The sequence below is a fragment of the Spirosoma litoris genome, from assembly GCF_054776755.1.
Genome location: NZ_BAAHBI010000035.1, coordinates 689,472 through 711,771 on the forward strand (window position 1 = coordinate 689,472; position 22,300 = coordinate 711,771).

At 48.8% G+C, this 22,300-nt stretch carries 20 protein-coding genes and 1 riboswitch; of the genes, 10 read left to right on the plus strand and 10 right to left on the minus strand.

The window, feature by feature from the left end:
- Window positions 1–11 precede the first annotated feature (11 nt).
- The 4 genes from ACYVGR_RS22180 to ACYVGR_RS22195 all read left to right on the plus strand — a co-directional run bounded on the left by ACYVGR_RS22180 (window position 12) and on the right by ACYVGR_RS22195 (window position 7,069).
- The gene (locus ACYVGR_RS22180; protein WP_460960756.1) at window positions 12–1,565 is read left to right on the plus strand and encodes a SusD/RagB family nutrient-binding outer membrane lipoprotein; all 1,554 of its coding nucleotides are present in this window, start codon (window positions 12–14) and stop codon (window positions 1,563–1,565) included.
- 111 nt (window positions 1,566–1,676) lie between these two features.
- Window positions 1,677–5,087: a VCBS repeat-containing protein gene (locus ACYVGR_RS22185; protein ID WP_460960758.1), complete on the plus strand. Its 3,411-nt coding sequence runs from the start codon at window positions 1,677–1,679 to the stop codon at window positions 5,085–5,087.
- A 41-nt stretch (window positions 5,088–5,128) separates the two neighbouring features.
- A complete protein-coding gene (locus tag ACYVGR_RS22190) occupies window positions 5,129–5,746 on the plus strand; it encodes a Uma2 family endonuclease (RefSeq protein ID WP_460960760.1) in 618 nt (205 codons plus the stop codon).
- A gap of 96 nt (window positions 5,747–5,842) precedes the next feature.
- Window positions 5,843–7,069, plus strand: coding sequence for an ABC transporter permease (locus ACYVGR_RS22195; RefSeq protein WP_460960762.1), 1,227 nt, complete (start codon window positions 5,843–5,845; stop codon window positions 7,067–7,069).
- Between the two features lie 73 nt (window positions 7,070–7,142).
- Here the strand turns inward: ACYVGR_RS22195 and ACYVGR_RS22200 are convergent, their stop codons facing one another.
- Entirely contained in the window at window positions 7,143–7,682 is a 540-nt protein-coding gene (locus tag ACYVGR_RS22200) for a pyridoxamine 5'-phosphate oxidase family protein (protein WP_460960764.1), read from the minus strand.
- Window positions 7,683–7,839: 157 nt separating this feature from the next.
- Here ACYVGR_RS22200 and ACYVGR_RS22205 point away from each other — a divergent pair, with 157 nt between their 5' ends.
- A complete protein-coding gene (locus ACYVGR_RS22205; RefSeq protein ID WP_460960766.1) occupies window positions 7,840–8,508 on the plus strand; it encodes a hypothetical protein in 669 nt (222 codons plus the stop codon).
- 113 nt (window positions 8,509–8,621) lie between these two features.
- The gene (locus ACYVGR_RS22210) at window positions 8,622–10,025 is read left to right on the plus strand and encodes a Gfo/Idh/MocA family protein (protein WP_460960768.1); all 1,404 of its coding nucleotides are present in this window, start codon (window positions 8,622–8,624) and stop codon (window positions 10,023–10,025) included.
- Window positions 10,026–10,082: 57 nt separating this feature from the next.
- Here ACYVGR_RS22210 and ACYVGR_RS22215 read toward each other — a convergent pair whose 3' ends face one another.
- The 7 genes from ACYVGR_RS22215 to ACYVGR_RS22245 form a co-directional block, all read right to left on the minus strand.
- Complete coding sequence (locus tag ACYVGR_RS22215; protein WP_460960770.1) at window positions 10,083–10,733, minus strand: TenA family protein; 651 nt, start codon at window positions 10,731–10,733, stop codon at window positions 10,083–10,085.
- A 6-nt stretch (window positions 10,734–10,739) separates the two neighbouring features.
- Window positions 10,740–11,546 (minus strand): bifunctional hydroxymethylpyrimidine kinase/phosphomethylpyrimidine kinase, encoded by an 807-nt coding sequence (gene thiD, locus ACYVGR_RS22220; protein ID WP_460960773.1) that lies wholly within the window; start codon window positions 11,544–11,546, stop codon window positions 10,740–10,742.
- A gap of 42 nt (window positions 11,547–11,588) precedes the next feature.
- Window positions 11,589–12,257, minus strand: coding sequence for a thiamine phosphate synthase (gene thiE / locus ACYVGR_RS22225; protein ID WP_460960775.1), 669 nt, complete (start codon window positions 12,255–12,257; stop codon window positions 11,589–11,591).
- Window positions 12,254–13,060 carry a hydroxyethylthiazole kinase gene (thiM, locus tag ACYVGR_RS22230; RefSeq protein ID WP_460960777.1) on the minus strand — a complete coding sequence of 269 codons (807 nt, stop codon included), beginning with the start codon at window positions 13,058–13,060 and terminating at the stop codon, window positions 12,254–12,256. The genes thiE and thiM overlap by 4 nt, the downstream gene beginning before the upstream one ends.
- A 47-nt stretch (window positions 13,061–13,107) precedes the next feature.
- Window positions 13,108–13,208, minus strand: a riboswitch (TPP riboswitch).
- A gap of 152 nt (window positions 13,209–13,360) precedes the next feature.
- Window positions 13,361–13,768 (minus strand): hypothetical protein, encoded by a 408-nt coding sequence (locus ACYVGR_RS22235; protein ID WP_460960779.1) that lies wholly within the window; start codon window positions 13,766–13,768, stop codon window positions 13,361–13,363.
- Between the two features lie 189 nt (window positions 13,769–13,957).
- On the minus strand, window positions 13,958–14,572 hold the full coding sequence (locus tag ACYVGR_RS22240) for a hypothetical protein (protein WP_460960781.1): 615 nt from the start codon (window positions 14,570–14,572) through the stop codon (window positions 13,958–13,960).
- A 66-nt stretch (window positions 14,573–14,638) separates the two neighbouring features.
- Window positions 14,639–15,493, minus strand: a complete 855-nt coding sequence (locus ACYVGR_RS22245; RefSeq protein WP_460960783.1) for an AraC family transcriptional regulator — start codon at window positions 15,491–15,493, stop codon at window positions 14,639–14,641.
- A 185-nt stretch (window positions 15,494–15,678) separates the two neighbouring features.
- Between ACYVGR_RS22245 and ACYVGR_RS22250 the strand changes: the two genes are divergently transcribed.
- The 4 genes from ACYVGR_RS22250 to ACYVGR_RS22265 all read left to right on the plus strand — a co-directional run bounded on the left by ACYVGR_RS22250 (window position 15,679) and on the right by ACYVGR_RS22265 (window position 20,839).
- On the plus strand, window positions 15,679–17,712 hold the full coding sequence (locus tag ACYVGR_RS22250) for a beta-L-arabinofuranosidase domain-containing protein (protein WP_460960785.1): 2,034 nt from the start codon (window positions 15,679–15,681) through the stop codon (window positions 17,710–17,712).
- A 149-nt stretch (window positions 17,713–17,861) separates the two neighbouring features.
- Window positions 17,862–18,707: a sugar phosphate isomerase/epimerase family protein gene (locus ACYVGR_RS22255; protein WP_460960787.1), complete on the plus strand. Its 846-nt coding sequence runs from the start codon at window positions 17,862–17,864 to the stop codon at window positions 18,705–18,707.
- Between the two features lie 213 nt (window positions 18,708–18,920).
- Complete coding sequence (locus ACYVGR_RS22260) at window positions 18,921–19,736, plus strand: MbnP family protein (protein ID WP_460960789.1); 816 nt, start codon at window positions 18,921–18,923, stop codon at window positions 19,734–19,736.
- Window positions 19,733–20,839: a cytochrome-c peroxidase gene (locus ACYVGR_RS22265; RefSeq protein ID WP_460960791.1), complete on the plus strand. Its 1,107-nt coding sequence runs from the start codon at window positions 19,733–19,735 to the stop codon at window positions 20,837–20,839. Before ACYVGR_RS22260 ends, ACYVGR_RS22265 begins: the two co-directional genes overlap by 4 nt.
- 120 nt (window positions 20,840–20,959) lie before the next feature.
- Here ACYVGR_RS22265 and ACYVGR_RS22270 read toward each other — a convergent pair whose 3' ends face one another.
- Window positions 20,960–21,340 (minus strand): MerC domain-containing protein, encoded by a 381-nt coding sequence (locus tag ACYVGR_RS22270; RefSeq protein WP_460960793.1) that lies wholly within the window; start codon window positions 21,338–21,340, stop codon window positions 20,960–20,962.
- A gap of 156 nt (window positions 21,341–21,496) precedes the next feature.
- Window positions 21,497–22,204: a TapB family protein gene (locus tag ACYVGR_RS22275; RefSeq protein ID WP_460960795.1), complete on the minus strand. Its 708-nt coding sequence runs from the start codon at window positions 22,202–22,204 to the stop codon at window positions 21,497–21,499.
- Between the last annotated feature and the right edge of the window lie 96 nt (window positions 22,205–22,300).

A 22,300-nucleotide genomic window follows, 5' to 3' on the forward strand; every position in this document is an offset into this window, starting at 1 on the left:
CTATCGTCATTATGACATCCTATAAAAAGCTATTGCGGCAAACGCTCGTGGCGGCAAGCCTATCGGCTCCGTTATTCTGGGCTGTTGGCTGCACGAAGAATTTCGAAGAGATCAACACGAACCAAACCAAAATATCAGTTATTGGTGCGGGCGAAATTCCTTACTTGTTTTCGAAAGCGCAATCGGCAGCAACGCTTCCCGGTGGTAACTATCAGGTTGGTCAAAACCTTTTTTCTGATCAGTATGCCCAGTATTTCGCTTGCGTTGCCACGTACTTTCCTTCTGATCGGTTCGTGATTCGGATGGACTGGCTACAAGGCCCCTGGACCGCCCAATACACGGAAGTGGTACCCCAGTTGAAAACCATTTTGGCGAATACCGATGCCAGTTCGGCCGAAAATGCACTGGCAAACATCTGGTGGGTGTATTCATTTCACCGCTGGACCGATTATGTTGGGCCAATCCCATACTTCAAAGCGGGTGAACCCGCTACGTCAGTAGCCTACGATGCGCAGGATAAAATTTACGACGACTTCTTCAAAAAGTTAGCGGCTGCCACGACGCTGTTGAAGAGTAAAACGTCGGAAAAACCGTACGGCTCATTCGATTTGATTTATGGTGGCGACGTGAACAAATGGATCAAGTTTGCCAACACACTCCGGCTTCGTCTGGCCTTACGGATCTCGAAAGTTGACCCTACTCGTGCGAAAACCGAAGCCGAAGCAGCGGTAGCGGGTGGTGTTCTGACAACCAGCCCCGACGATGATGCTTTAGTGGCTCGTAGTACCAAAGGGGGCGACAACAACGGCCTCTCGATCATGTCGGACTGGAACGAGTTCCGGATGAGTGCGGCTATGGAATCGGTTCTGAAAGGCTACGACGATCCTCGTTTGCCAACTTACTTCCTGCCTGCCGTAAAAACCAATACCTATGAAGGTTTACGCAATGGTCTGGCGACAACTCAGTTAACCGATCCTGTTAACGTTGCCGATGCCAACTCGCACGTAGGGCAACGCTGGACCTCGACAGGCCTGGCTACTCCTCAAAACGTAATGGCAACTGCCGAGGCCTATTTCCTGATGGCCGAAGGTGCCCTGAACGGATGGAACATGGGCGGCACTGCGAAGGACTTTTATAACAAGGGTATCGCTATGTCCCTGACTCAATGGGGTGTAACAAGCGCTGCGGCTATCAGTGCTTATCAGACTAGCACGAAAACGCCGGTTGCTCCGAATGATTACCTGAAATCAGCACCGTTGAGCAACATTCCGGTAGCCTGGGGCAGCACCGAAGCTATTCAGCGGGAGCAGATTGGTACCCAGAAATGGCTGGCTATCTTCCCGGATGGTTTCGAGGGCTGGGCTGAATACCGTCGGACACGTTTCCCGAAACTGTACCCAGTCGCGAACTCCGACAACCCGGATATTCCAGCGGGCGGTGTTCTTCGTCGTATCCCGATTCTGCTGGTTGAACAGCAAACCAATGCAACGGAAGCGGCTAAAGCCGTATCGCTCCTAGGCGGTGCCGATAAGGTAACGACGCCGTTGTGGTGGGACAAAAACTAATTTTTTTATAAACGTATAAGAAAACGCAGAGGTCGCAGAGTTTTCTCAGCGGCCTCTGCGTTTTCCTTTGTGCCCTTTGCGCGGTCCGCCGTCGCGGTTTATATTTAACCTATGAAGCTACTTTCGCTCTGCCTGCTCGTATTACTTTGCGCTTCCTGCGACAATGCTGATACTTTATTTGAGAAACTTCCGTCCTCCCAAACGAACGTTACGTTTAAAAACACGCTGGACGAATCGCCCGAATTCAATGTGCTGAAATACGGCTATTTCTATAACGGTGGGGGCGTGGCAGCGGGCGATTTCAACAACGACGGCCTGACGGATTTATACTTCACCGGCAACCTGAACGCCAACAAACTCTACCTAAATAAAACCGAACCCGGCTCAGGTAAGGTAACCTTTGAAGACATTACCGACAAAGCAGGCGTTGGTGCTGCCGATGGCTGGAATACCGGCGTTTCGGCGGTCGACATTAATGGCGATGGCTGGCTCGATCTGTACGTTTGTCGCTCGGCGGCAACGGATGCACGGCTTCGCCGGAACCTGCTCTTTATCAACAACAAGAATCTCACCTTCTCTGAAAAAGCCGCTGAATATGGTCTCGATGATCCGGCCTATTCAACCCAGGCCGCTTTCTTCGACTATGATCGGGATGGGGATCTGGATTGCTTTCTGCTCAATCACTCAGTGCAGGAATTTGCGGGTTTCAGCCGAATGATTGGCGATTTTAAACAGCAAACGAACCCCAACTACTCCAGTAAACTATACCGAAACGACCGAAGTACGGGCGGCAAATTCGTTGACGTATCCAACACATCCGGGATGGTTTCGAACGTTCTGAGCTTTGGTCTGGGTGTGGCCGTGAGCGATTTCAACAACGATGGCTGGCTCGACTTCTACGTCTCGAACGACTACAACGAAAACGATTATCTCTACATCAACCAGCAGAACGGCCAGTTTAGAGAAGTCGTGCGGGATGCAATGGGCCATACATCGCTCTATTCGATGGGTTCCGATGCCGCCGATGTAAACAACGATGGTCGTATCGATCTGCTAACTCTCGACATGCTCCCCGAAGGGAACGAACGCATCAAGCTAACCTCCGGCGACGATAATTACGATAAATACAGCCAGCTCCTCCGGGCCGGTTTTCACCACCAAACCATGCGCAATATGCTGCAATTGAATGTGGGGGAAGGGGAGGGACGAGGGGGAGGAAGGGGAGGAGAGGGAAAAGACAATGACAAATCCCTTTCCTCCCTCTCGTCCCCTTCCTCCTTTCCTCCCTCCACCCCAATTTTCAGCGAAATCGGTCAACTGGCTGGGGTGTCTAATACCGATTGGAGTTGGGCAGGGCTGTTTGCGGATTTTGACAATGACGGCTGGAAGGACCTGTTCGTGAGCAACGGCTACGCGCGTGATTACACGAATATGGAGTTCCTGAAGTTCACAATGGACGAGCAGTTGAAGGCACGCCAGACAGGGGCTCAATCGAATCCGATGGAGGTAATTGCCAAAATGCCCAGCATCGATGCACCTGATTACATCTACCGAAATCGGTCCGGCGATTCGGATAAGCGGTTAACGTTTACGAATGAAACAAAAGCGTGGGGATTCAACGAACCGTCGCAATCGAACGGAGCGATCTACGCAGATTTAGATAATGATGGCGATCTGGATTTGGTAATCAACAACGTGAATGCCGAAGCCAGTATCTATGAAAATCATGCTGACAAACAGGATGGAAATAATCACCTTAGTCTTCAACTAAAAAGCCCGAACCCTGCAAAAATAATGGGAGCACGCGCCACCGTTTGGGCAGGGGGGCAGATGCAGGTACAGGAGTTTATGCCCGTTCGTGGATTTCAGTCGTCCATGTACATGCCCTTACTGTTTGGTTTGGGCAAAACAACAGCGGTCGACTCTGTACAGATTCGTTGGGCGGATGGCAAAACGCAGCTTGTTCGGCCAACTCAAATTACGGAACCGCTTACAATTACCTATGCACCAACGGGCGAAATGGCTCTGCCCGTTCTGCCCAAATCCTATTGGCAAGCAGATAATGAGATCGTCATAACGCATCAGCAGGAAGCCATTAACGACTTCAAGATTCAACCATTATTGCCGTATATGCTATCTCAAATAGGGCCGTATTTCGCCGTTGGCGATGTGAATGGCGATGGGCAGCCGGATGTTTTTGTTGGCGGTGGGCGAGGTCAGGGTGGTCAGGTACTTCTGGTTAGCCCCACTGGATTTACACCTATGCCTCAACCAGCCTTACTTGCCGACCGGGCTTGTGAAGATGCGGGAGCAAGCTGGGTCGATGTTGATGGCGACCACGATCTGGATTTAGTCGTCGGCAGTGCCGGTTACGAGCTTCCGGCTGGTGATGCCCGTTTGCAAGTACGGTTATACCTGAACGATGGCAAGGGGCATTTGACGAAAGCCGGTTCGTTTCCCGATGTGCGGGTAAGTGCGTCCTATGTGCGCGCGGCTGATATCGATGGCGATGGCGATCAGGACTTATTCGTTGGAGCGCGAGTTGTGCCGGGTCATTACCCTGAACTTCCCGCCAGTCATTTGTTGCTGAATGATGGCAAAGGCCATTTTACGGAGCAAGCAAGCCTGCAACCCATTCTGGCCAAATTGGGTATGGTAACGGATGCTGTATTCGCTGATCTCAACCACGATAAACGCCCTGAACTAGTGGTGGCTACTGATTTTGGCCCAGTTCAACCGTATACCTTTCAGCAGGGAAAATTACAGCCGCTTGCCGATTGGTTACCAGTTATCCCCGGTTGTTGGAATCGCTTGCTGATACAGGATATTGATAACGACGGCAATCCTGACATCATAGCCGCCAATGCCGGACTGAACAGCCAACTTCTGGCGTCGCCTAATCGACCTCTGACGTTGTACGGGATTAAGAATGTAGCCGGTTCGCTGTTGCCCGTGTTGGCCGGTTATGACCGAACAGGCCGCACTAATGGAGAGCCACACCCGTTCAATGCCCGCGACGAAATGCTCGATCAGGTGGTGACGTTGCGGAAGAAGTTCCCGGATTATACCAGCTATTCCAAAGCAACAATCACCGATTTGTTTGATCCGGAGGAGTTGAACCGCGCCCAGAAATTGGAGGCTACGACGCTCCAAACGGTGCTGTTTCATAATGATGGAGGTGCAACGCCAAAATTTACCATGCAGCCGTTACCCATCGAGGCACAGATGGCCCCTGCCTATGCACTGACAACTGCCGATGTCAATCACGATGGATTGCCGGATTTGCTAATCGGTGGAAATCGAGAATACAACCGCGTTCGATTGGGTAAGGAAGACGCGAACCGAGGGCAACTGTTTCTGAACAAAGGCAAAGGTCAGTTTGCATACGTACCAATGGAACAATCAGGCTTACTATGGGATGGCGACGTTCGCGATCTGGTGACTGTACAGGTTGCGGGAAAAACGGAATTATTGGTAGGTGCAACCGGGAAAGCTGTGAGTACGTTTAGGTTGAGCAAATAATAAATTTGGGGTATCTTTGACTAGTAAAAACTGAGCGAAAAATGATAGCAACCAAGTCTGGAGTGCAAGCGCGAAAGCCCAAAGCGAAAGTGCCGGAGTACCTGATTTACGAAATCATGGATGGTAAGCCTATTCATTACAAAGGCTATCTGGAGGTACTGGCAGGCACGAAAACGTTTTCAGAAATTATGGGTTCAAGCACATTACAATCATTGATCGTTACCCATCTTATTATATTACTTGGTAAGCAAATAGATGAAAATCAATTTACCATTCTGTCGAGCGAAGCAGGCCTTCATCTCGACAAACGTAATAATTTAGCGGGCGACATTCTCATTTTCGATAGTGCCACCCTACCCATCGAAGCTATTGATGAGTTTTATGCCCAGGTACCTCCTAAGGTCGTAATTGAAGTAGATATTACTGCCGATCCTACCGATGTGACCAGTGATAACTATATCTTCCGGAAAACAGAGAAACTACTGAAATTTGGCGTCGAGAAAGTGATCTGGATTACGACTCAAGCCAAAAAAGTGACCGTAGCTACACCTAACGAGGATTGGCAAGTGAAGGATTGGCACAAAGATGTTGAGATACTGAATGGCATCTCGTTTAACATTGGCCGATATTTAACCCAAAAAGGGTCACCTTTCGCTTAAGAAGAAATCAGTCAGAAAACCTCTCATCACATAAGCGTCGCATTGGGTTAGTAAAGTGCCTTACTTTGAGGCTTCTACGCTAGCACTGCACCGCTCATGGCCAAGAAAATCCTGGTTTCGTTTGTAACGGCCCTCCAAAATATTCGGACGCGCTTTTTTCATACTATTCTGTCGATACTGGGTATTGTGATTGGGGTAGCTGCGCTAGTGGCTATGCTGTCATTGATTGATGGGATGGAGCAATACGCCCAGGAGCAGATCACGAAAACAACCTCGCTCAATTCCATTCTGATTCAACCCAACCTTTACAAATCGGTGAATGAGGTAGGGGTGAAGAAACAGAACTACGATTATTTAAATCACGATTCTTTCCTGAAGCTGCGGGCGAGCCTGACAAAACCAGCAACCGGCTACCTCTATAGTCGACAGAACGATGAGATTGTCGCAAAGGCAGCTAATCGCTCTATTGGAACAATTGTTACTGGCATGAGCCTGCCGCTTCATCCCGATATTGAGTTACTCCATGGCACTGCATTTAGCGAAACCGACCTGAAAAATAAACGTTCCGTTGCCGTTATCAACCAGCGATTGGCGAAGCAATTAGTAGGGAAGAAGCCTGAGAAAACGGCGATCAATCAGCAGGTTGTGTATAAAGGTACTTTGCTGACTGTGATCGGAATTTCGGCTGATAAAGATGCTAAAGTTGGGCAGTTGATGATGCCCGTTACGCTATTTCCGGATAGCGTTCTGAAAGTTACCCCGCCTATGGGTATCATTGAAGCCAAAAACGTTGAGGAAGTGCCTGAATTGAAAAAGCAGATCGAGACTTGGCTGACTAGCAACATGAAGGCAAAACTGGCCGACTTTTCGATTATCACCAACGAGCAGCGGGTGAGTCAAGTAGCTAAAGGATTCCTGCTATTTCGGCTGATCATGGGTATGATTGTGGGCATTTCGGTGCTGGTAGGCGGCATAGGGGTCATGAATGTTTTGCTGATTTCGGTAACGGAGCGCACAGTGGAAATAGGTGTTCGCAAAGCTCTTGGCGCGAAAAAACAGGATATACTGTGGCAGTTCCTCTCAGAATCCATCACGATTTCAACCTTTGGTAGTCTACTCGGCCTGGCGCTGGGCCTGCTAAGCACGCTGGCTTTTGTGCCGATCGTAAAAGCCCTTACCGATGTGCCTTTTCAGATGGCGTATACCTGGAATACGTTTATGATCATCATGGTGATTGCGATGTTGATCGGCGTTATTTTCGGTACTTACCCCGCCATGCGAGCCGCCCGACTTGATCCCGTCGAAGCCATTAGACGTGAATAATGGGAGGTGCGAGAACGTTCGTGCTACCAGATCGGTGAAGATGCAGACCTGATAGCACAAACGGATCAGTTCGCTAGGATACTCTTAATGTTCCTTCAATGGAATCATCCAGGGTTTTACCCATAATTGCACCCGCAATGGTCTTGACAAAGGCCACTGCATTGCCATGTTTATTGTCCCAATAGTAGCCTTCCTGAACGTCTACTTTTAGTACTGTAATACGCGGGTCATCCTCGCCTTCTGTAAACCACGTTTTTAAAATGGGTTCCCAGAGTTCCTTGATGAGTTGCTTGTCTTTAGAAATAGTAACCACTCCGTATACACTTAGGAAATCGGAATAATCGGAGCCCTGGAAGAGAAGCTGAACTTTGTTGTCAGTCTCTATCTCTGCATTTTTATGACTGTCGTCAGCACTTAAAAACCAGAAAGTGCCATCGTCATCTACCTTTTGTACCGACATCGGCCTTGTTTTCAGGGGTTCACCAGTCGTGATCTTTGTGCAGAAATAGCAGGTATTGCTTTTGCCGACTAGTTCTTTTATTTTTTTTCCGGCTTCGGCACCTGCTAAATCTTCGTGATTTTTTTCGGGTTGCTGTTGATTAATACTATCCATAACGGTTGAGTTAATTGATAAAATCATTGTTCTGCCTCTAACCGTTTGTTTAGCTAACTCTCTTTCAGGAATTCATACAGATTGCATTTAATGATTGTACGGGAATGTAGCAACAATTCGGGAAAACCATATCGGGGTCCATTTGCCAAAAATCACAATGAAAAAGGGTCTATGTGAAAACAGCCCCCGAATAGGAAAGAATCTACGTGCTTCCCTTATTTTTCCTTACCGGGCTTCGGAAATACCTGGTGCGTGTTTGCCTACCGATGCCACTGGCTTTTTAACTGGCGTACTTTATCAGGATACTGAGCTTGCTGGGGGAGAACCTAAAAAAATCACCTCCGAAGTACCGTCGTTCTGGCATGGCTGGACTCCCGATAGTAAGACGCTCGCTTACTGTGCCGAGCGCAACGGGAATGTTGATATTTATACGATTGGGGTTGAGGGAGGAACCGAAAAACGGCTGACTACTACTGAAGGATCGGACGATGGCCCCGATTATTCGCCCGATGGATCGAAGCCCGAACAATTAACTTTCGATGAAAATTTGAACTGGTTTGCCCATCCTTCGCCCGATAATAAGCATATTGTTTACATTGCTTATATGTCTGACGAAAAGCAAAATCATTTGTTTGGTAAAAATGTCAAACTTCGATTGATGGACCTTAAAACCAAAGCGATCAAAGATGTTACGCCCGTTTTTTATGGTGGTCAGGGTACATACCTTCCTGGAGCCCTGATAGCCGAAAATTTGCCTTCGTCAGCTACAAGGTCAACTAAATGTAAGACAAGTTTAGCTTATGGATATCCTAAAACATTTTTTTGACAGGATTAACAGGATTTGTTGAGTAGGATAGCAGTAAAATAAATCCTGAAAATCCTGTTAATCCTGTCGAAAATAGAACTTGTTCAATTATCAGTTCGTAACCCTCCTTTTACATGCAAAAGCATAATTCAAGCTCAAGAAGACAGTTTTTACAACAAATTGGAGCTACCAGTTTAGTGGCGGCATCCTCGCCTTTGTCGTCTCTGGCTGCCCAGGAAAAAGCCGAAGAACGCATTATTCATTACGAGAAACCAGTCTCAGTTAATGACACTATCCGCCTAGGTGTGATTGGGTACGGCGTGCAGGGACATTTTGATTTGGCTACTGCGCTCAAAGTGCCCGGTGTAGAATTGGCGGGCATTTGCGATTTGTATACCGGTCGATTGGAAAACGCGAAGGAGAAATTCGGGAATGAGTTATACACCACCCGAAATTATAAAGAGCTGCTGGCGCGAAAAGACATCGACGCCGTGATTATTGCAACGCATGATGTCTGGCATTCGCGCATTACGCTGGATGCTCTGGCAAAAGGCAAGCACGTGTATTGCGAAAAGCCGATGGTCTATAAAATTAGCGAAGGTTATCCGGTTATGGCAGCGGCTAAAAAGGCGGGTAAGGTGTTGCAGGTGGGCAGCCAGCGAGTGAGTAGTATCGGTTATGCCAAGGCAAAAGAGCTGCTGGCGGCTGGTGAAATTGGGAAGCTTAACATGGTGAATGCCGTGTATGACCGGCAAAGTTCGATTGGGGCCTGGGAGTACACGATTCCCAAAGACGCCAGTGCCCAAACAACCGATTGGGAACGCTTTATTGGCGTTACGGCCAAAATGCCCTTCGATGCGAAGAAGTTTTTCTGGTGGCGGGCTTTTAAAGAAGTCGGTACCGGCGTAGCAGGCGACTTGTTTATCCACTTGCTAAGTGGTACTCACTTCATTACCAACTCAAAAGGCCCTAAAACTATTTACAGCACCGGGCAATTCAGTTATTGGAAGGATGGACGTAATCTGCCGGATGTGATGTCGGGTGTGATGCAATATCCCGACAGCCCCGAACACGCTGCTTTCCAGTTGACCTTACAAGTGAATTTTATCAGTGGTACGGGCGGTCAGGAAGTTATCCGACTGGTTGGCTCAGAAGGTGTTATTGATGTGATCGGCAATAATATTACGGTCAAACACAGCCTAATGCCTGAGGCTCCCGGATTTGGCGGATACGATTCCCTGTTCACATTTTCGAAGGCTATGCAGGACGACATGCAAAAGGATTACGACGCGAAATGGACGCCCGAACAACGAAGAAGACCTACTAAAGAGGATATTGTCTTTAAAGCGCCTGCTGGCTACGATGACCACCTGGACCATTTTACTAATTTCTTCGATTCGATCAGAACGGGTAAACCTGTGGTTGAGAATGGGGAGTTTGGTTTCAGAGCCGCTGCGCCTGCTCTTGCTTGTAATGCTAGTTTTTTTAGCAAAAAGATCATTCATTGGGACCCTGTCAATATGAAGCTAGTACAATAATCAGAAATCGTATTTTTTGTCATTCCTCTTAAGGTAGGAATGACAAAAAATACCGGTCTACACCAACCACCGATTCTGGGTATAGGCATCATTCCAGAAATACCATTCCAGTCGGCTCGATACGCGAAAGGCTTCCTGCATTTGGATTCGCTCGGTTGGGCTGGCTAATGCAGCAAAACGGTCGGTTAGGTCGAGCATCTTGCTGACCGACTGGTCGAAGGCGTCGCCAGCATACGTGTCAATCCAGGCACGATACGGGTTTTCCTGAATGGCGCGCTCGTAAATGTGCTTGCCCACTTGTCGGTAAATCCAGAAACAGGGCAAAACAGCGGCTGCCCCGATGGCGAGCGATTGGAGCGAGGTTGTAGCTAGCAAATAGTTCGTATACGCAAAGCAGGCGGGCATTTTCGTGGTTTCTGGTTGAATTGCATACAACGAGAAATAGGTCTCGTGTAAAGCCCGTTCAACCAGAATTGCGTTCTGCGCAAATTGCGTGAATTGCAGCATGTCGTCGGGCGTGGTGGCCCGCGCGGCCAACTGATTCAGGGCGCGGCTAAAATCGGCCAAATACAGGGCATCCTGTTGGATGTAGTATTGAAATGTCGCCGTTGGGAGATGCCCCGTCATGAGTTCATCGACAAAGCCATGCGTCAGGATGGACGAATAAATTGGGCTAATATCTTGCCAGAGTTGTTCGGTGAAGCGCATCGTTTTCTAAGACCAGTTGGTGTAAAAATGGTAAACCGGGCCATGACCATGCCCTAATTGATACTGTGCCCCTGCCTGAAGCGCCCCCGTCAGGTAGGCTTTGGCGGCTGCTACGGCCTCAACCACCGACTGTCCTTTGGCTAATCCACAGGCAATGGCCGAGGAAAGTGTACAACCCGTTCCGTGCGAATTGTTGGTTTGAATGCGGTTCGTCGGAAACCAATGGGATTCGGTGGCAGAAACAAACAGCAGATCGGTGCTTTCTTCGGTTGTTAAATGTCCTCCTTTCACCAGAATGGCTCCAGGGCAAAGTTTGGCCAGATCGGTTGCGGCAGGTGCCATATCGGCCAGCGTCTCGACCGGACGGCCTAGCAAAACGCTGGCTTCGGGCAGGTTAGGCGTAATAACCGATGCGATGGGCAGTAACTGAGTTATGAGGGCGTCGATGGCTGCATCTTGTAAGAGTTTGTCTCCACTTTTCGCCACCATCACCGGGTCCAGCACAATGTTAGATACCCCAAATTCGGTTAGTGTTTGAGCCACCTGCTCAATGACTTCCGGCGAATGAAGCATCCCGATTTTAACCGCATCGACACCAATATCACTCAATACAGCTTTCAACTGTTCGGCGATGAAGGCAGGGGGCACAGGCATAATTCCCGTCACCGATGTCGTATTTTGGGCCGTCAGGGCCGTTATCACCGACATCCCATAGCAGCCAAGCGCCGAGAATGTTTTCAGATCAGCCTGGATACCAGCTCCTCCGCCACTATCCGAGCCAGCAATTGTTAAAACGCGTGTGTAGTTTCTCATTTTCGTAGCCCGGACGGCTACGTCCGGGCGTAATTTTGCTATTCACTTTGAGTGGTGTCGGTTTCTTAAAACCGACACTACTTTTGTCTGTGCATCATCCATCAGTTTTATAAGCTCATGAGTTGCTTCGTAAGGTGAAGTATGCCCGCAAATGGCCGAAACAACAGCTGAGCCTGTTGCGCCGGTTCGGATAATGTCCTGAATCGTTCGGGTATTAATGCCGCCAATGGCGAAGGTAGGTAGCTGGGTTCGACTGCAAATTTCCTGGAGCCCCGCGAGTCCCAACAGGCTGGATGTATCCTGCTTGGTGCCCGTTGGGAAGATGGTAGCAATGCCTAGGTAGTCTACGTCGGCGTCTTGAGCCGCTTCCAGTTCTGCCAGATTATTGATCGAGAGGCCAATGATTTTGTCCGGCCCAATCAGCGAACGCACCAGCTCGTGCGGCATGTCTTCCTGCCCGACATGAACGCCGTCGGCATCAACGGCCAGCGCAATATCGACCCGGTCATTGATAATGAGTTTGGCTCCGTAAGCTTGTGTAATGCGTTTCAAATCCCTACCGAGTTCCAGAATGGCGCGGGTCGAGAGGGATTTCTCCCGCAACTGCACCCATCGAACACCCGCCCGACAGGCTTCGTCAACCACGAAAGTCAGCGAATGCCCTGCCGCCTGAGCAATGGCACTATCGGTCACTAAATACAACTGGCTCATGACCACGACAGCTTAATCCGTTCCTCAACTTCTGATTCGGACAGGGCGTGTAGCACATCCAGAAAGTTGACCTGTAAGCTCCCAGGAGCCTGTTTTGTCTCAACCGCCAATTCGCCCGCAATACCCATAACGGCCATGGCGTGTGCAGCGGCCTGAAAATAGTTGCTATTAACAGCGGCAAAAGCTCCCATAATGGCCGTAGCCGTGCAGCCCATGCCCGTTACTTTGGTCATAAGTGGGTGCCCATTGGCTACGGAAGCTAGCTGTTCGCCCTGAACGATGTAATCGGTTGCTCCGCTGATGACCACCACGCAGCTTAAAACAGAACTTAACCGTCGAGCTGCGTCGAGAGCGGCATCCGACCCATAGAGGCTATCAACGCCTTTGGTTTGTGCGTTCAGTCCGGCCAGGGCCATAATTTCGGACGCATTTCCCCGAATAATGTCAGGAGGGGCTAGGGCAAGAAGTTCTTCGCTGACCCGATTGCGGTATGTAGTTGCCCCAACACCAACCGGATCAAAAACGATGGGTTTCCCCAGCGACTTTGCCTGACGCATCGCGAGCTTCATACCAGCCACAAACGTGGCATCGAGCGTGCCAATGTTGACGACGAGGGCGCTGGAAATGGAAACAAACTCTTCGACTTCTTCGGGCGCGTGAACCATGGCGGGCGAGGCCCCTACAGCCAGCAGGGCATTGGCTGTGTTGTTCATGACCACGAAGTTGGTGATGTTGTGGACAAGCGGAGCCTGATTGCGGATTTGAGTCAGGTCGGTCCAGAGGGCTTGCGTAGTTGGAGACATGTTGCTGTTCGTCAGAGTTTGTAAACAGCAACTTTAGAAGCGCAGCGCGTGTCCAGATAACTTTTCCCTACGGCAGTACGAACTGCATCAGGTAATGAGGGTAGTCTCTCAGTCAGCCCGGTTTGGACTGACACCCCTAAAGTTGCCCGACAAAGGTAGGGGATTATTGACTAAAACAACTAGCTGTAGGTAAACCTTAATTTGGGTTAAGGTTGATTCTGTATCCGCACAGAACGCTTTGACTTAGGTTGTAGGCGTTCTGATGGATGTAGCTGAGAGGAGGTTATGCCGTCGTTTGCTTTATTGCGACAGAGATACACTGTACTTAACCGTCGTAGAGGACTCTACGCCAGTTAGGGTTCCGGTCACCACACTATTGTCGTCATTGGTTGTGCCCGAAAACGTGTAGGTGGTGCCCGTTGCATCGGGCTTGAGTGTCAAATCCAAAATTTTTCCCAGTACCGAGCCCGATACTTTTCCGGTTGCTCCAGCTAGCACATACGTACCGGCAATGGGATTGCTTTCACTGGTGATGTTTATGCTCATTGCTTTTTTATCGGCACTGTTGTTCTGATTAGTAGCAGTACCGGCATAAGAGCCAAAAAATAGCTTTAACTCTTTGATCGGGTCATCGGAGGAACAGCTCAGAGCAGCTAATGCGACGCAAACGAGCAATAAGCGAGATAACAGGGTGTGATTGCGATTCATAACAGTTTCTTGATAAGATGAATATGCATCCACAAAGCACCTGATAGCACCGCTGGGCTACAATAGTTAGTTCTAACTAAAAATTGGCTAAACCCCGGAAATTTCGTGCAAACTTCTGATTGTGAGTTCTATAAATTGTCTGGCCTGGCTACGCTATATAATCGTCGGCGCTATCCTAAGCAATTCCATTTAGCTGTTCGATGCCAATTTCGATACATTTTTTACCTCTGCTGATCGTTGCCAGACGGCTACTGCCAACGCTAACCAGGCGAAGCCCCAGAGACCAATCATGGCAGGAGGTCGTGCCCCGGTTAAAAACCGGAGCGGAAACATAAATACAAACGGAAAAAGCCCTATCAGGAGCGGAGTATACCGTTTCCAGTCTGTCCAAATTTTCGATTTAAGGCTGGCAACACCTACTACGATCATCCCTAATCCATTCAGGATGGCTCCTAATGGGGCAAAAGGTAAAATCACCCATATGCTTAGCAAATAACTGATCGCTCCAGCTATCGGGACAACTAGCAGCCTCCTCTTTTTTTCAAAACCGATTGGCTCGCCCGCTTGCCAAAGTGAAATACCCCCAATAAGTAATCCTAAGCTTCCTATTAACTGAGGCCAGTTGGTTAGCCAAATTCCTGACACGTCATCGACCAGATAAAAGAAAGGGGGAAAAAAGCGGCCTTTGGGCATCTTGTCGATGGCATTTAAAAACCAAAATGGGAATCCGAAGGCCAGTAAACCTACGCTGGCAATGAAATAGCCTATTGCCGCCCTGTGCAGATAACGACTTGTGTTTTCCATAGTTGTGTAATTTACCGCAAAACTGAGCCAACAGAGCATCAGGAGCATAGTAAAAAAACGACAACTTCAGGACCGGCCTGACCGGCTGGCAAAGGCGTTCATCAACTGCCGATGGGCTAACTCTTCGGTAAATAACTGGTTGGGACTAGTGCCTGCAAACTGCTGAAAATCTTTGACTAAGTGATTCGGATCATAATACTGACAGGCATAGGCAATGTCGAGCCAGGAGCGATTGGGGTCGATTTCGCGGAGTTTATAAGCCTGTCTGAATCGGCCAATTCGAGTGAATAGTTTAGGGCTAACGCCTACCCGCTCGCGAAACTTGCGTTCAAACTGGCGTATACTCAGGCAGGCATCGTTAGCTAACTGATCGAGTTGATGATAGGCTGCCGGATCAAGCATGCGTTGAGCAACCCTATCGATTGGTAAGACAGTTGCCTGACACTGAGCAGCTTTTCGTAATAGGAAGTCTTCAACAAGCCGAATCATGGCTTCGTAGCCAGCTGCTTCCGGAAGGCGCTCATATACTTCTTTTACGAGATTGCCCGTAATCGCTTCCAGATCGGCGTGGTCATCCACGAGCAAATTCATTGGTATTCCCAACAGTCGAAACAGAGCCCCCGGCTGAAAACTGACTTTCAGCATCAGGTAGTTGGGGTTAAGGGTGATGTTCATGCGCGTAAGCGGCTGCCCTACTACAATACCAGCGGTAGCACCTTCGGGAGCCTGATTGCCTGCTTTAACGCTGTGAGGCAGGTTGTAAGGATAAAAGTACAGACACTGTTCTGGGCTGGGTGGATAGGGTTTTGTGGGTAATTGCGCTCGTGGGGTTTTAGGATCGAGTTGAATGTGAATAATCCAGTAATGACGCACGAATGTCTGCAAGGCCGGATGAGGAGCATATTCACGGAAGAAGGCCATGATGGGGTAGGGGCTTGATAACATTCTCAAGATAGCCAATGTAAGGCCGTTTACAAGATAGGTTGAAAAAGACTTGTGGCCACAGGCTTGACTGTTAACTCCATCACGATGCTTTTTCGTCGACCCAATAGGGTAAATTGGCTCGTAAGCGTCTTTAGTTTTCTGGCACAACGCCGATTTACTTCATGAAAACTTCATTCGTAGTCCATTTAACCGGCATTGCGTTGCTGACAACAGCGTTATCACACGCCCAGCAGAAACCGCTGTACGTAACGAGTCGCGCACCGTTAGCTCCGCAGAAATACATTGAATTACCACTGGGTGCTATCAAGCCCGAAGGTTGGCTGTACCAGCAACTGGTCATCATGAAAAATGGCGCGACTGGCCATTTGGATGAGTATCATGCGAAGGTTCAACACGATAACGGCTGGCTTGGGGGCAAAGGCGATGCCTGGGAAGAAACGCCTTACTGGCTCGATGGCGCTTTGCCCTTAGCCTATCAGTTGGACGATAAAGCCCTGAAAGAGAAAGTCCTGAAATACGTAAACTGGAATCTGGATCATCAGCGTCCCAGCGGGTTCTTCGGCCCGTTGACCAAGAAAGAGCTGGAAGGAAAACCTATGGAGTCCTGCGCCGATGGAGCCGATTGGTGGCCACGAATGGTGATGCTCAAAGTATTGCAACAGTATTATACGGCAACCAACGATCCGCGCGTGATTCCGTTCATGACGAAGTATTTCAAGTACCAATATGCGAACCTGAAAACCTGCCCGCTGGCGAAATGGACCGAGTGGGCAGAATCGCGCGGTGGCGACAATATCATGAGCGTGTATTGGCTCTACGATCACACGGGCGATAAGTTCCTGCTCGATCTGGCCGATTTGCTCTACAAACAGACCACCAACTGGACCGACCTGCTGGGCGGCCGCAACTGGGCCATCGATGCGGCTGTAAATCAAACCGGGACGAAATGGATGGATCGCCATGCGGTTAATGTGGGTATGGGTTTGAAACTCCCCGCCGAATATTACCGGGCCAAAAAAGACGCTAAATACCTGAATGCGGTGAAAACGGGCTTCGGTGATCTGATGACACTGCACGGCCTGCCACACGGTATGTTCTCGGGTGACGAAGATTTGCACGGCAACGAACCGACGCAGGGCGTTGAACTGTGCGCCATCGTTGAAACCATGTTTTCGCTGGAAGAAATCATCGGCATCACCGGTGACCCTTCGTACATGGATGCGCTCGAACGGATGACCTTCAACGCGTTGCCTACCCAAACCACCGACGATTACCGGTCGCGGCAGTATTTCCAGATTGCCAATCAGGTGCAGGTGTCGCGGGGTGTGTTTGATTTCTCGTTGCCATTTGGGCGGGGGATGAACAATGTGTTTGGCCCTTACGCAGGTTACACCTGTTGCACGGCTAACATGCACCAGGGCTGGACCAAATTTGCGTCGCATCTGTGGTATGCCACTGGATCGGGTGGAGTTGCCGCCCTGGAATATGCCCCGAATACGCTTAAGGCCAAAGTTGCTAATGGAACAGAGGTGACAATTCTGGAGGCAACGGACTATCCGTTTGAGGATCAGATTGCGTTTACGATCAATTTGCCACAAACCACAACGTTTCTCTTCGCCTTACGCATTCCGGGCTGGTGCACCGAAGCAACGGTGTTTGTTAACGGGCAAAAGTTGCGTTCCGATAAGGGCGGGCAGGTAATCAGCCTGTCGAGAGCCTGGAAAAATGGCGACAAAGTAATTTTGAAACTGCCCATGCCCGTTCGGACCAGCAACTGGGCAAAAAACTCACGTACCATCGAACGGGGACCGCTCGTCTATGCTTTAAAAGTAGAATCGACGGTTGATGAAAAGACTGAAAAAACGGAAGGTACGTATTTCGAATATCAGCCAAAAACTGCCTGGAACTATGGGTTGCCGAAAGCAATCATCGAAGATCCAGAAAAAAACACGACGGTCACGGTCAGGCCAATGCCTGCTAACTTCGTTTGGAACGAAGCCAGTGCACCCATCGAAATCAAAACAACGGGGCGTCAGATTCCGAACTGGAAGCTGGTGGAAGGTGTAGCCCGTCAGCCGGTTACAACCCGCGAAGGCATTTATCAGGGTGAGGTTTCCGACAAAGTTGAAACCCTGACATTCATTCCTTACGGCTGTACCAAGTTGCGCGTTGTGGCGTTTCCCGTTGTAAAATGATTTACTTTTCTGACAGGATTAACAGGATTTGCAGGATTTAGGGCCAATAAAAATCCTGCAAATCCTGTTAATCCTGTCGAAATAAAATAGCTAGCCGGTCTAGCATCCTCGTTAATTTGTAAATTCCTTTTCTTATTTTGAATTTCAGCATGAAACGAACAACCCTATTTTTACTACCGCTCCTGTTTGGAACATCGGCAGTGCAGGCGCAACCGTTTGGCAAACTGCTTCCTAAAACACCCGGCATTGTTTCGTACACGATGCGCGAGAGTTTTAGTAAAGACGTTCCCGGTACGCTCGACAAGATCAAAGCCTGGGGCATTACCGACATCGAATTTTCAAGCCTGTTTGGAAAAACGGCACCTGAATTACGCACCCTGCTCGATCAGCGTGGGCAGAAGTGCAGCAGCTATGGTGTGAGTTACGACGCTATTGATCTGAAGCCCGATTCCATTCTGCAAAATGCCCAGGCATTGGGGGTTAAATACATCCGGATCGGTTCGATCCCGCACAAGACAGCGGCCACCCTGGAAATGATGCAGAAAGCTGCCGAGGTGTTCAATCGCTTTGGGAAACTGGCACACGCCAAAGGTATGATGTTCTGCTACCACAACCACGGTTTCGAGTTTCAACCCTACGAGAATGGCACTCTGTTCGACTATTTGGTGAAGCAAACCAATCCGGAATATGTTGGCTATGAAATGGACGTAACCTGGACATACTTGCCCGGACAGGACCCCGCTGCGTTGCTCCTGAAATACCCCAAACGCTTCCGGCTTATTCACCTGAAAGACGTAGAGAAAGGCGTACCGCACAGCGATAAAGGGGGGATGGCCAATTCACAATCGGTAGTTCTGGGAACTGGACAAATCGACTGGCCAGCCGTTTTGAAAGCAGCCCGCAAAACCTCCATCGACCATTTCTACATCGAAGACGAAAGCATGGCTGTGGAGCAACAAGTGCCTAAGAGTCTGGCCTATTTGAAGAGTTTGTAGAAGAGTTTTTTCCTTTTTTGTCATTCCGACGACAGGAGGAATCTCAAATTTCCCAAACGAGAAGCGTGAGATTCCTCCTGTCGTCGGAATGACAAAAAATAATCAGCCAATCATTTTCCTAACACAGATTTAATCCAGAGCCTAGATGATTTTAGGCTCTTTTTTCGTTACCTACGAACATACTCCTTCTGTTGTTGTGATGCATTCTACGCTATGAAAACGACTACTACCGCTGGACTATTGGCCATACTGGCTATTGGGCTCTTTGTTCTTGCCTGCGATTCGAACGACACAAACCCGCTGACGACGTCATCCGGAAAGCTGCGAATTGCCTTCGATAATGTTGTCAGCACGTCGGATTTGAAACTAGGTACGGGTTCCTACCAGAACTCTTCCGGCGAAACCTTCACCGTTACCAAATTCAACTATTTCGTTAGCAATATTCGCCTTCGAAAACAGGATGGCAGCGACTATGTGGTCCCGCAGGACAGCAGTTATTTTCTGATTCAGGAGGATAAACCCGCTTCTCAGACGATTACCTTGAACAACTTGCCCGCTGGCACCTACACCGGTCTGACGTTTACGGTTGGGGTCGATAGCCTGCGCAGTCTGGCCGACATCACCAAACGAACGGGCGTGCTCGATCCGGCGCTGAACGATGGTATGTATTGGGAGTGGAACTCGGGTTATATTTTCCTGAAGCTGGAAGGGACGTCTCCGGTGGCACCCGCTCTTCAAAATAATGCTTTCTTCTACCACGTTGGTGGTTTTGGGGGGGGCTATGATGGAAAGAAAACCATTAATAACTTACGGACGATAACGATTCCGTTTTCGAGTAGTGTTGCTGCTGTACAGGCTGGTGCTGTGCCGTTGGTTCAACTCAAAACCGATGTGATGAAGATATTTGATGGGCCTACCAAACTGAGTATAGCCCAGTATTCGTCCGTGATGTTTGACCCCTATTCGACCAATATTTCTAACAATTACGCACAGATGTTCAGTCTGGCGGGTGTTCAGGCCAATCAATGATTTTTCTGAAAACCATATCGGCAAAGCGGATCGGGCTGTTTTTTAGTGCGCTTCTGTTTGCATTGGTGATTGCCTGCCAAAGCCAGAAAACATCAGACCCTGATCCAGTCCCTCCTGATCCAGGCGGTGGCATTCAGTATCAAACTACGCCCGTTACACTTCGCGAACCAGCTAATTTCCCAACCAAACTCTACGACCTGACAACGAACCCGTTGACGGTGGAAGGGGTGTCTTTAGGGAAAACATTGTTTTACGACCCCATGCTTTCGCGCGACACGAGCCTTAGTTGTGGATTCTGCCACCAGCAGTTTGCCGGGTTTGGCCATTCCGACCATCCGCTGAGTCATGGAATTGATAATAAATTCGGGACGCGCAATGTGCCGGGTTTGCAGAATCTGGCCTGGGATCGTGAGTTTTTCTGGGATGGGGGCGTCACGAGTCTGGACGAATTGCCCATTTCGCCCATTCAGAACGCCGTCGAAATGGATTTAAAGTTTTCGGAAGCACTCAATCGGGTTCAGAAAAACCCTAAGTATCCGCCCTTGTTCAAAGCCGCTTTTGGCTCTGACACCGTCACAACGGCCCGCTTCCTGAAAGCCATTTCGCAGTTTTTACTAACGCTTGTATCTGCCGATTCGCGTTACGATAAATACGTCAGAAAGGAGAGTGGGGGAACGCTAACTTCCGATGAACTGGCGGGATTAGCACTGTTTCAGCAGAAGTGTGCCACTTGCCATGCGACAGATTTATTTACCGATAAAAGTTACCGCAATAATGGCCTTCCGGTTAGTGGTATCAACGATCAGGGACGTTACACCATAACCCTAAACGAAGCTGACCGATTGAAATTTAGAGTGCCGAGCCTGCGGAATGTGGAGAAAACATTTCCGTACATGCACGATGGGCGCTTTAGTTCTTTAGATCAAGTAGTTGAGCATTACCGAACAGGTGTTACGGATAGCCCTACGCTCGACCCAGCGCTGAAAACCAACGGGAAGCTCGGTATAGCCCTAACCGATACGGAAAAGGCGCAAATCATTGCCTTCCTGCTCACCCTGACGGATAATACGTTTATGACGAACCGGGCGTTTAGCGCTAACTGAAACCGGATTTGTTTGATTTGATTGACCGACTATGATTTTGTTAGCATCAGAAACGGTTTTCAGAATCATGCTAATCAATACAATCATAAAAATCCTGCGGGGCCGCCCGTGCGGTTCAGACTAATGCGTATGACTTACCCGGTGTTGCCGGATGTTCAGTATATGCGTGATAACCAAACCCGCCGAAGATGCATAGGCGAGGTATTCAAAAGCAGGTGCCGTTTCTTCCAGCAATAGTGCTATACTGAACAGACTCAGAAAGCCCCAAAGGGCTATTTTAATGGCCCGAGGGGCATAATGTCGGGTAGCGAAATAAACGGCTATGATATTGACCCCAATGAAGACGTAGTCCAGGCTGAGGTAGCCCACACGAAGAGTTGTGTCCTGAAGTAAAGAAGTCGTTAGCAACAATACGGGTGTAACAAGGCAGTGGATGATGCACAACACCGAGCCGGTAATACCAATATAATCCGCTTTACGGGAGAGACTATCTGTTTTCATGAGTAAGCACAAAAATACAATGCCTTGGGCAATGATTCTTTAGGTTAACCCACTTTTTTGCAACAAAGTTGCGTAAAGATGTATGATATAGGGTATATGATGTATGATTTCTCAGCATAAATACATCATATACTCTATATCATACATCTTTTTTCGTCAGTTGGTTTTTGTTAACAGCGAGTAGCCCATTAGCTTACCATTCTTGTTGTAGGACTCTGATTTTACGTCAAACAATTGCTTTTCAGTTCGATAGGTGACTACACGCATCGTATTTCGAATGGGAATACCCATCACCTTATTCTCAAAATTGACGTCAGCCGTGATTTTGTAGGTGTCGAATGTTCCGGCAGGCGTTGTAATCGGCTCTTTACTTTCTACTTGCCGATTCGCCATCGTCATACTCATGTTTGCCATTGGACCGCCACCACCGCTGCTCATTTCAGCCTCCATTTGTCCATCACTTAGTTTCTGCCCAACACTGAGTTTGCCGGGGTAAACAAGCTTATTGGTTTTCAGCTTCAGCTCCATGTCTTTCATGCCACCATTTTGCATGGCCTGCATCATCCCTGCCATGTCGGCCACCAGTTCGTCGCCAGTGCAGGTGTAGTGAATAAGGTAAGGTGGACGTTGTTTGCCTTTCTCATCTTCAAACTGCGCCGTAATGTCCATCACCGTCGAACTCCCTTCTTTATGGACATCTTTGACCTGATAAAGCACTTTCCCGATTGGCTTTTCTTTGGCATTAAAATGACTCAATTCGAAGTTCATACCGGTCTTGAACGTCATGCCCAGGCAATCCTGCGCCTGACTGTTGTTCACGGTAAATACAAGTGCCACCAATAGTGCACAGATAACATGTTTCATGTGGACAAATAATTGGGTTATAGAAAACTAAAGATAACTAGTACTCTTCCAATTTAATTCTTACAGCAATCTGACTTGTTGACGGGATTGACTTTT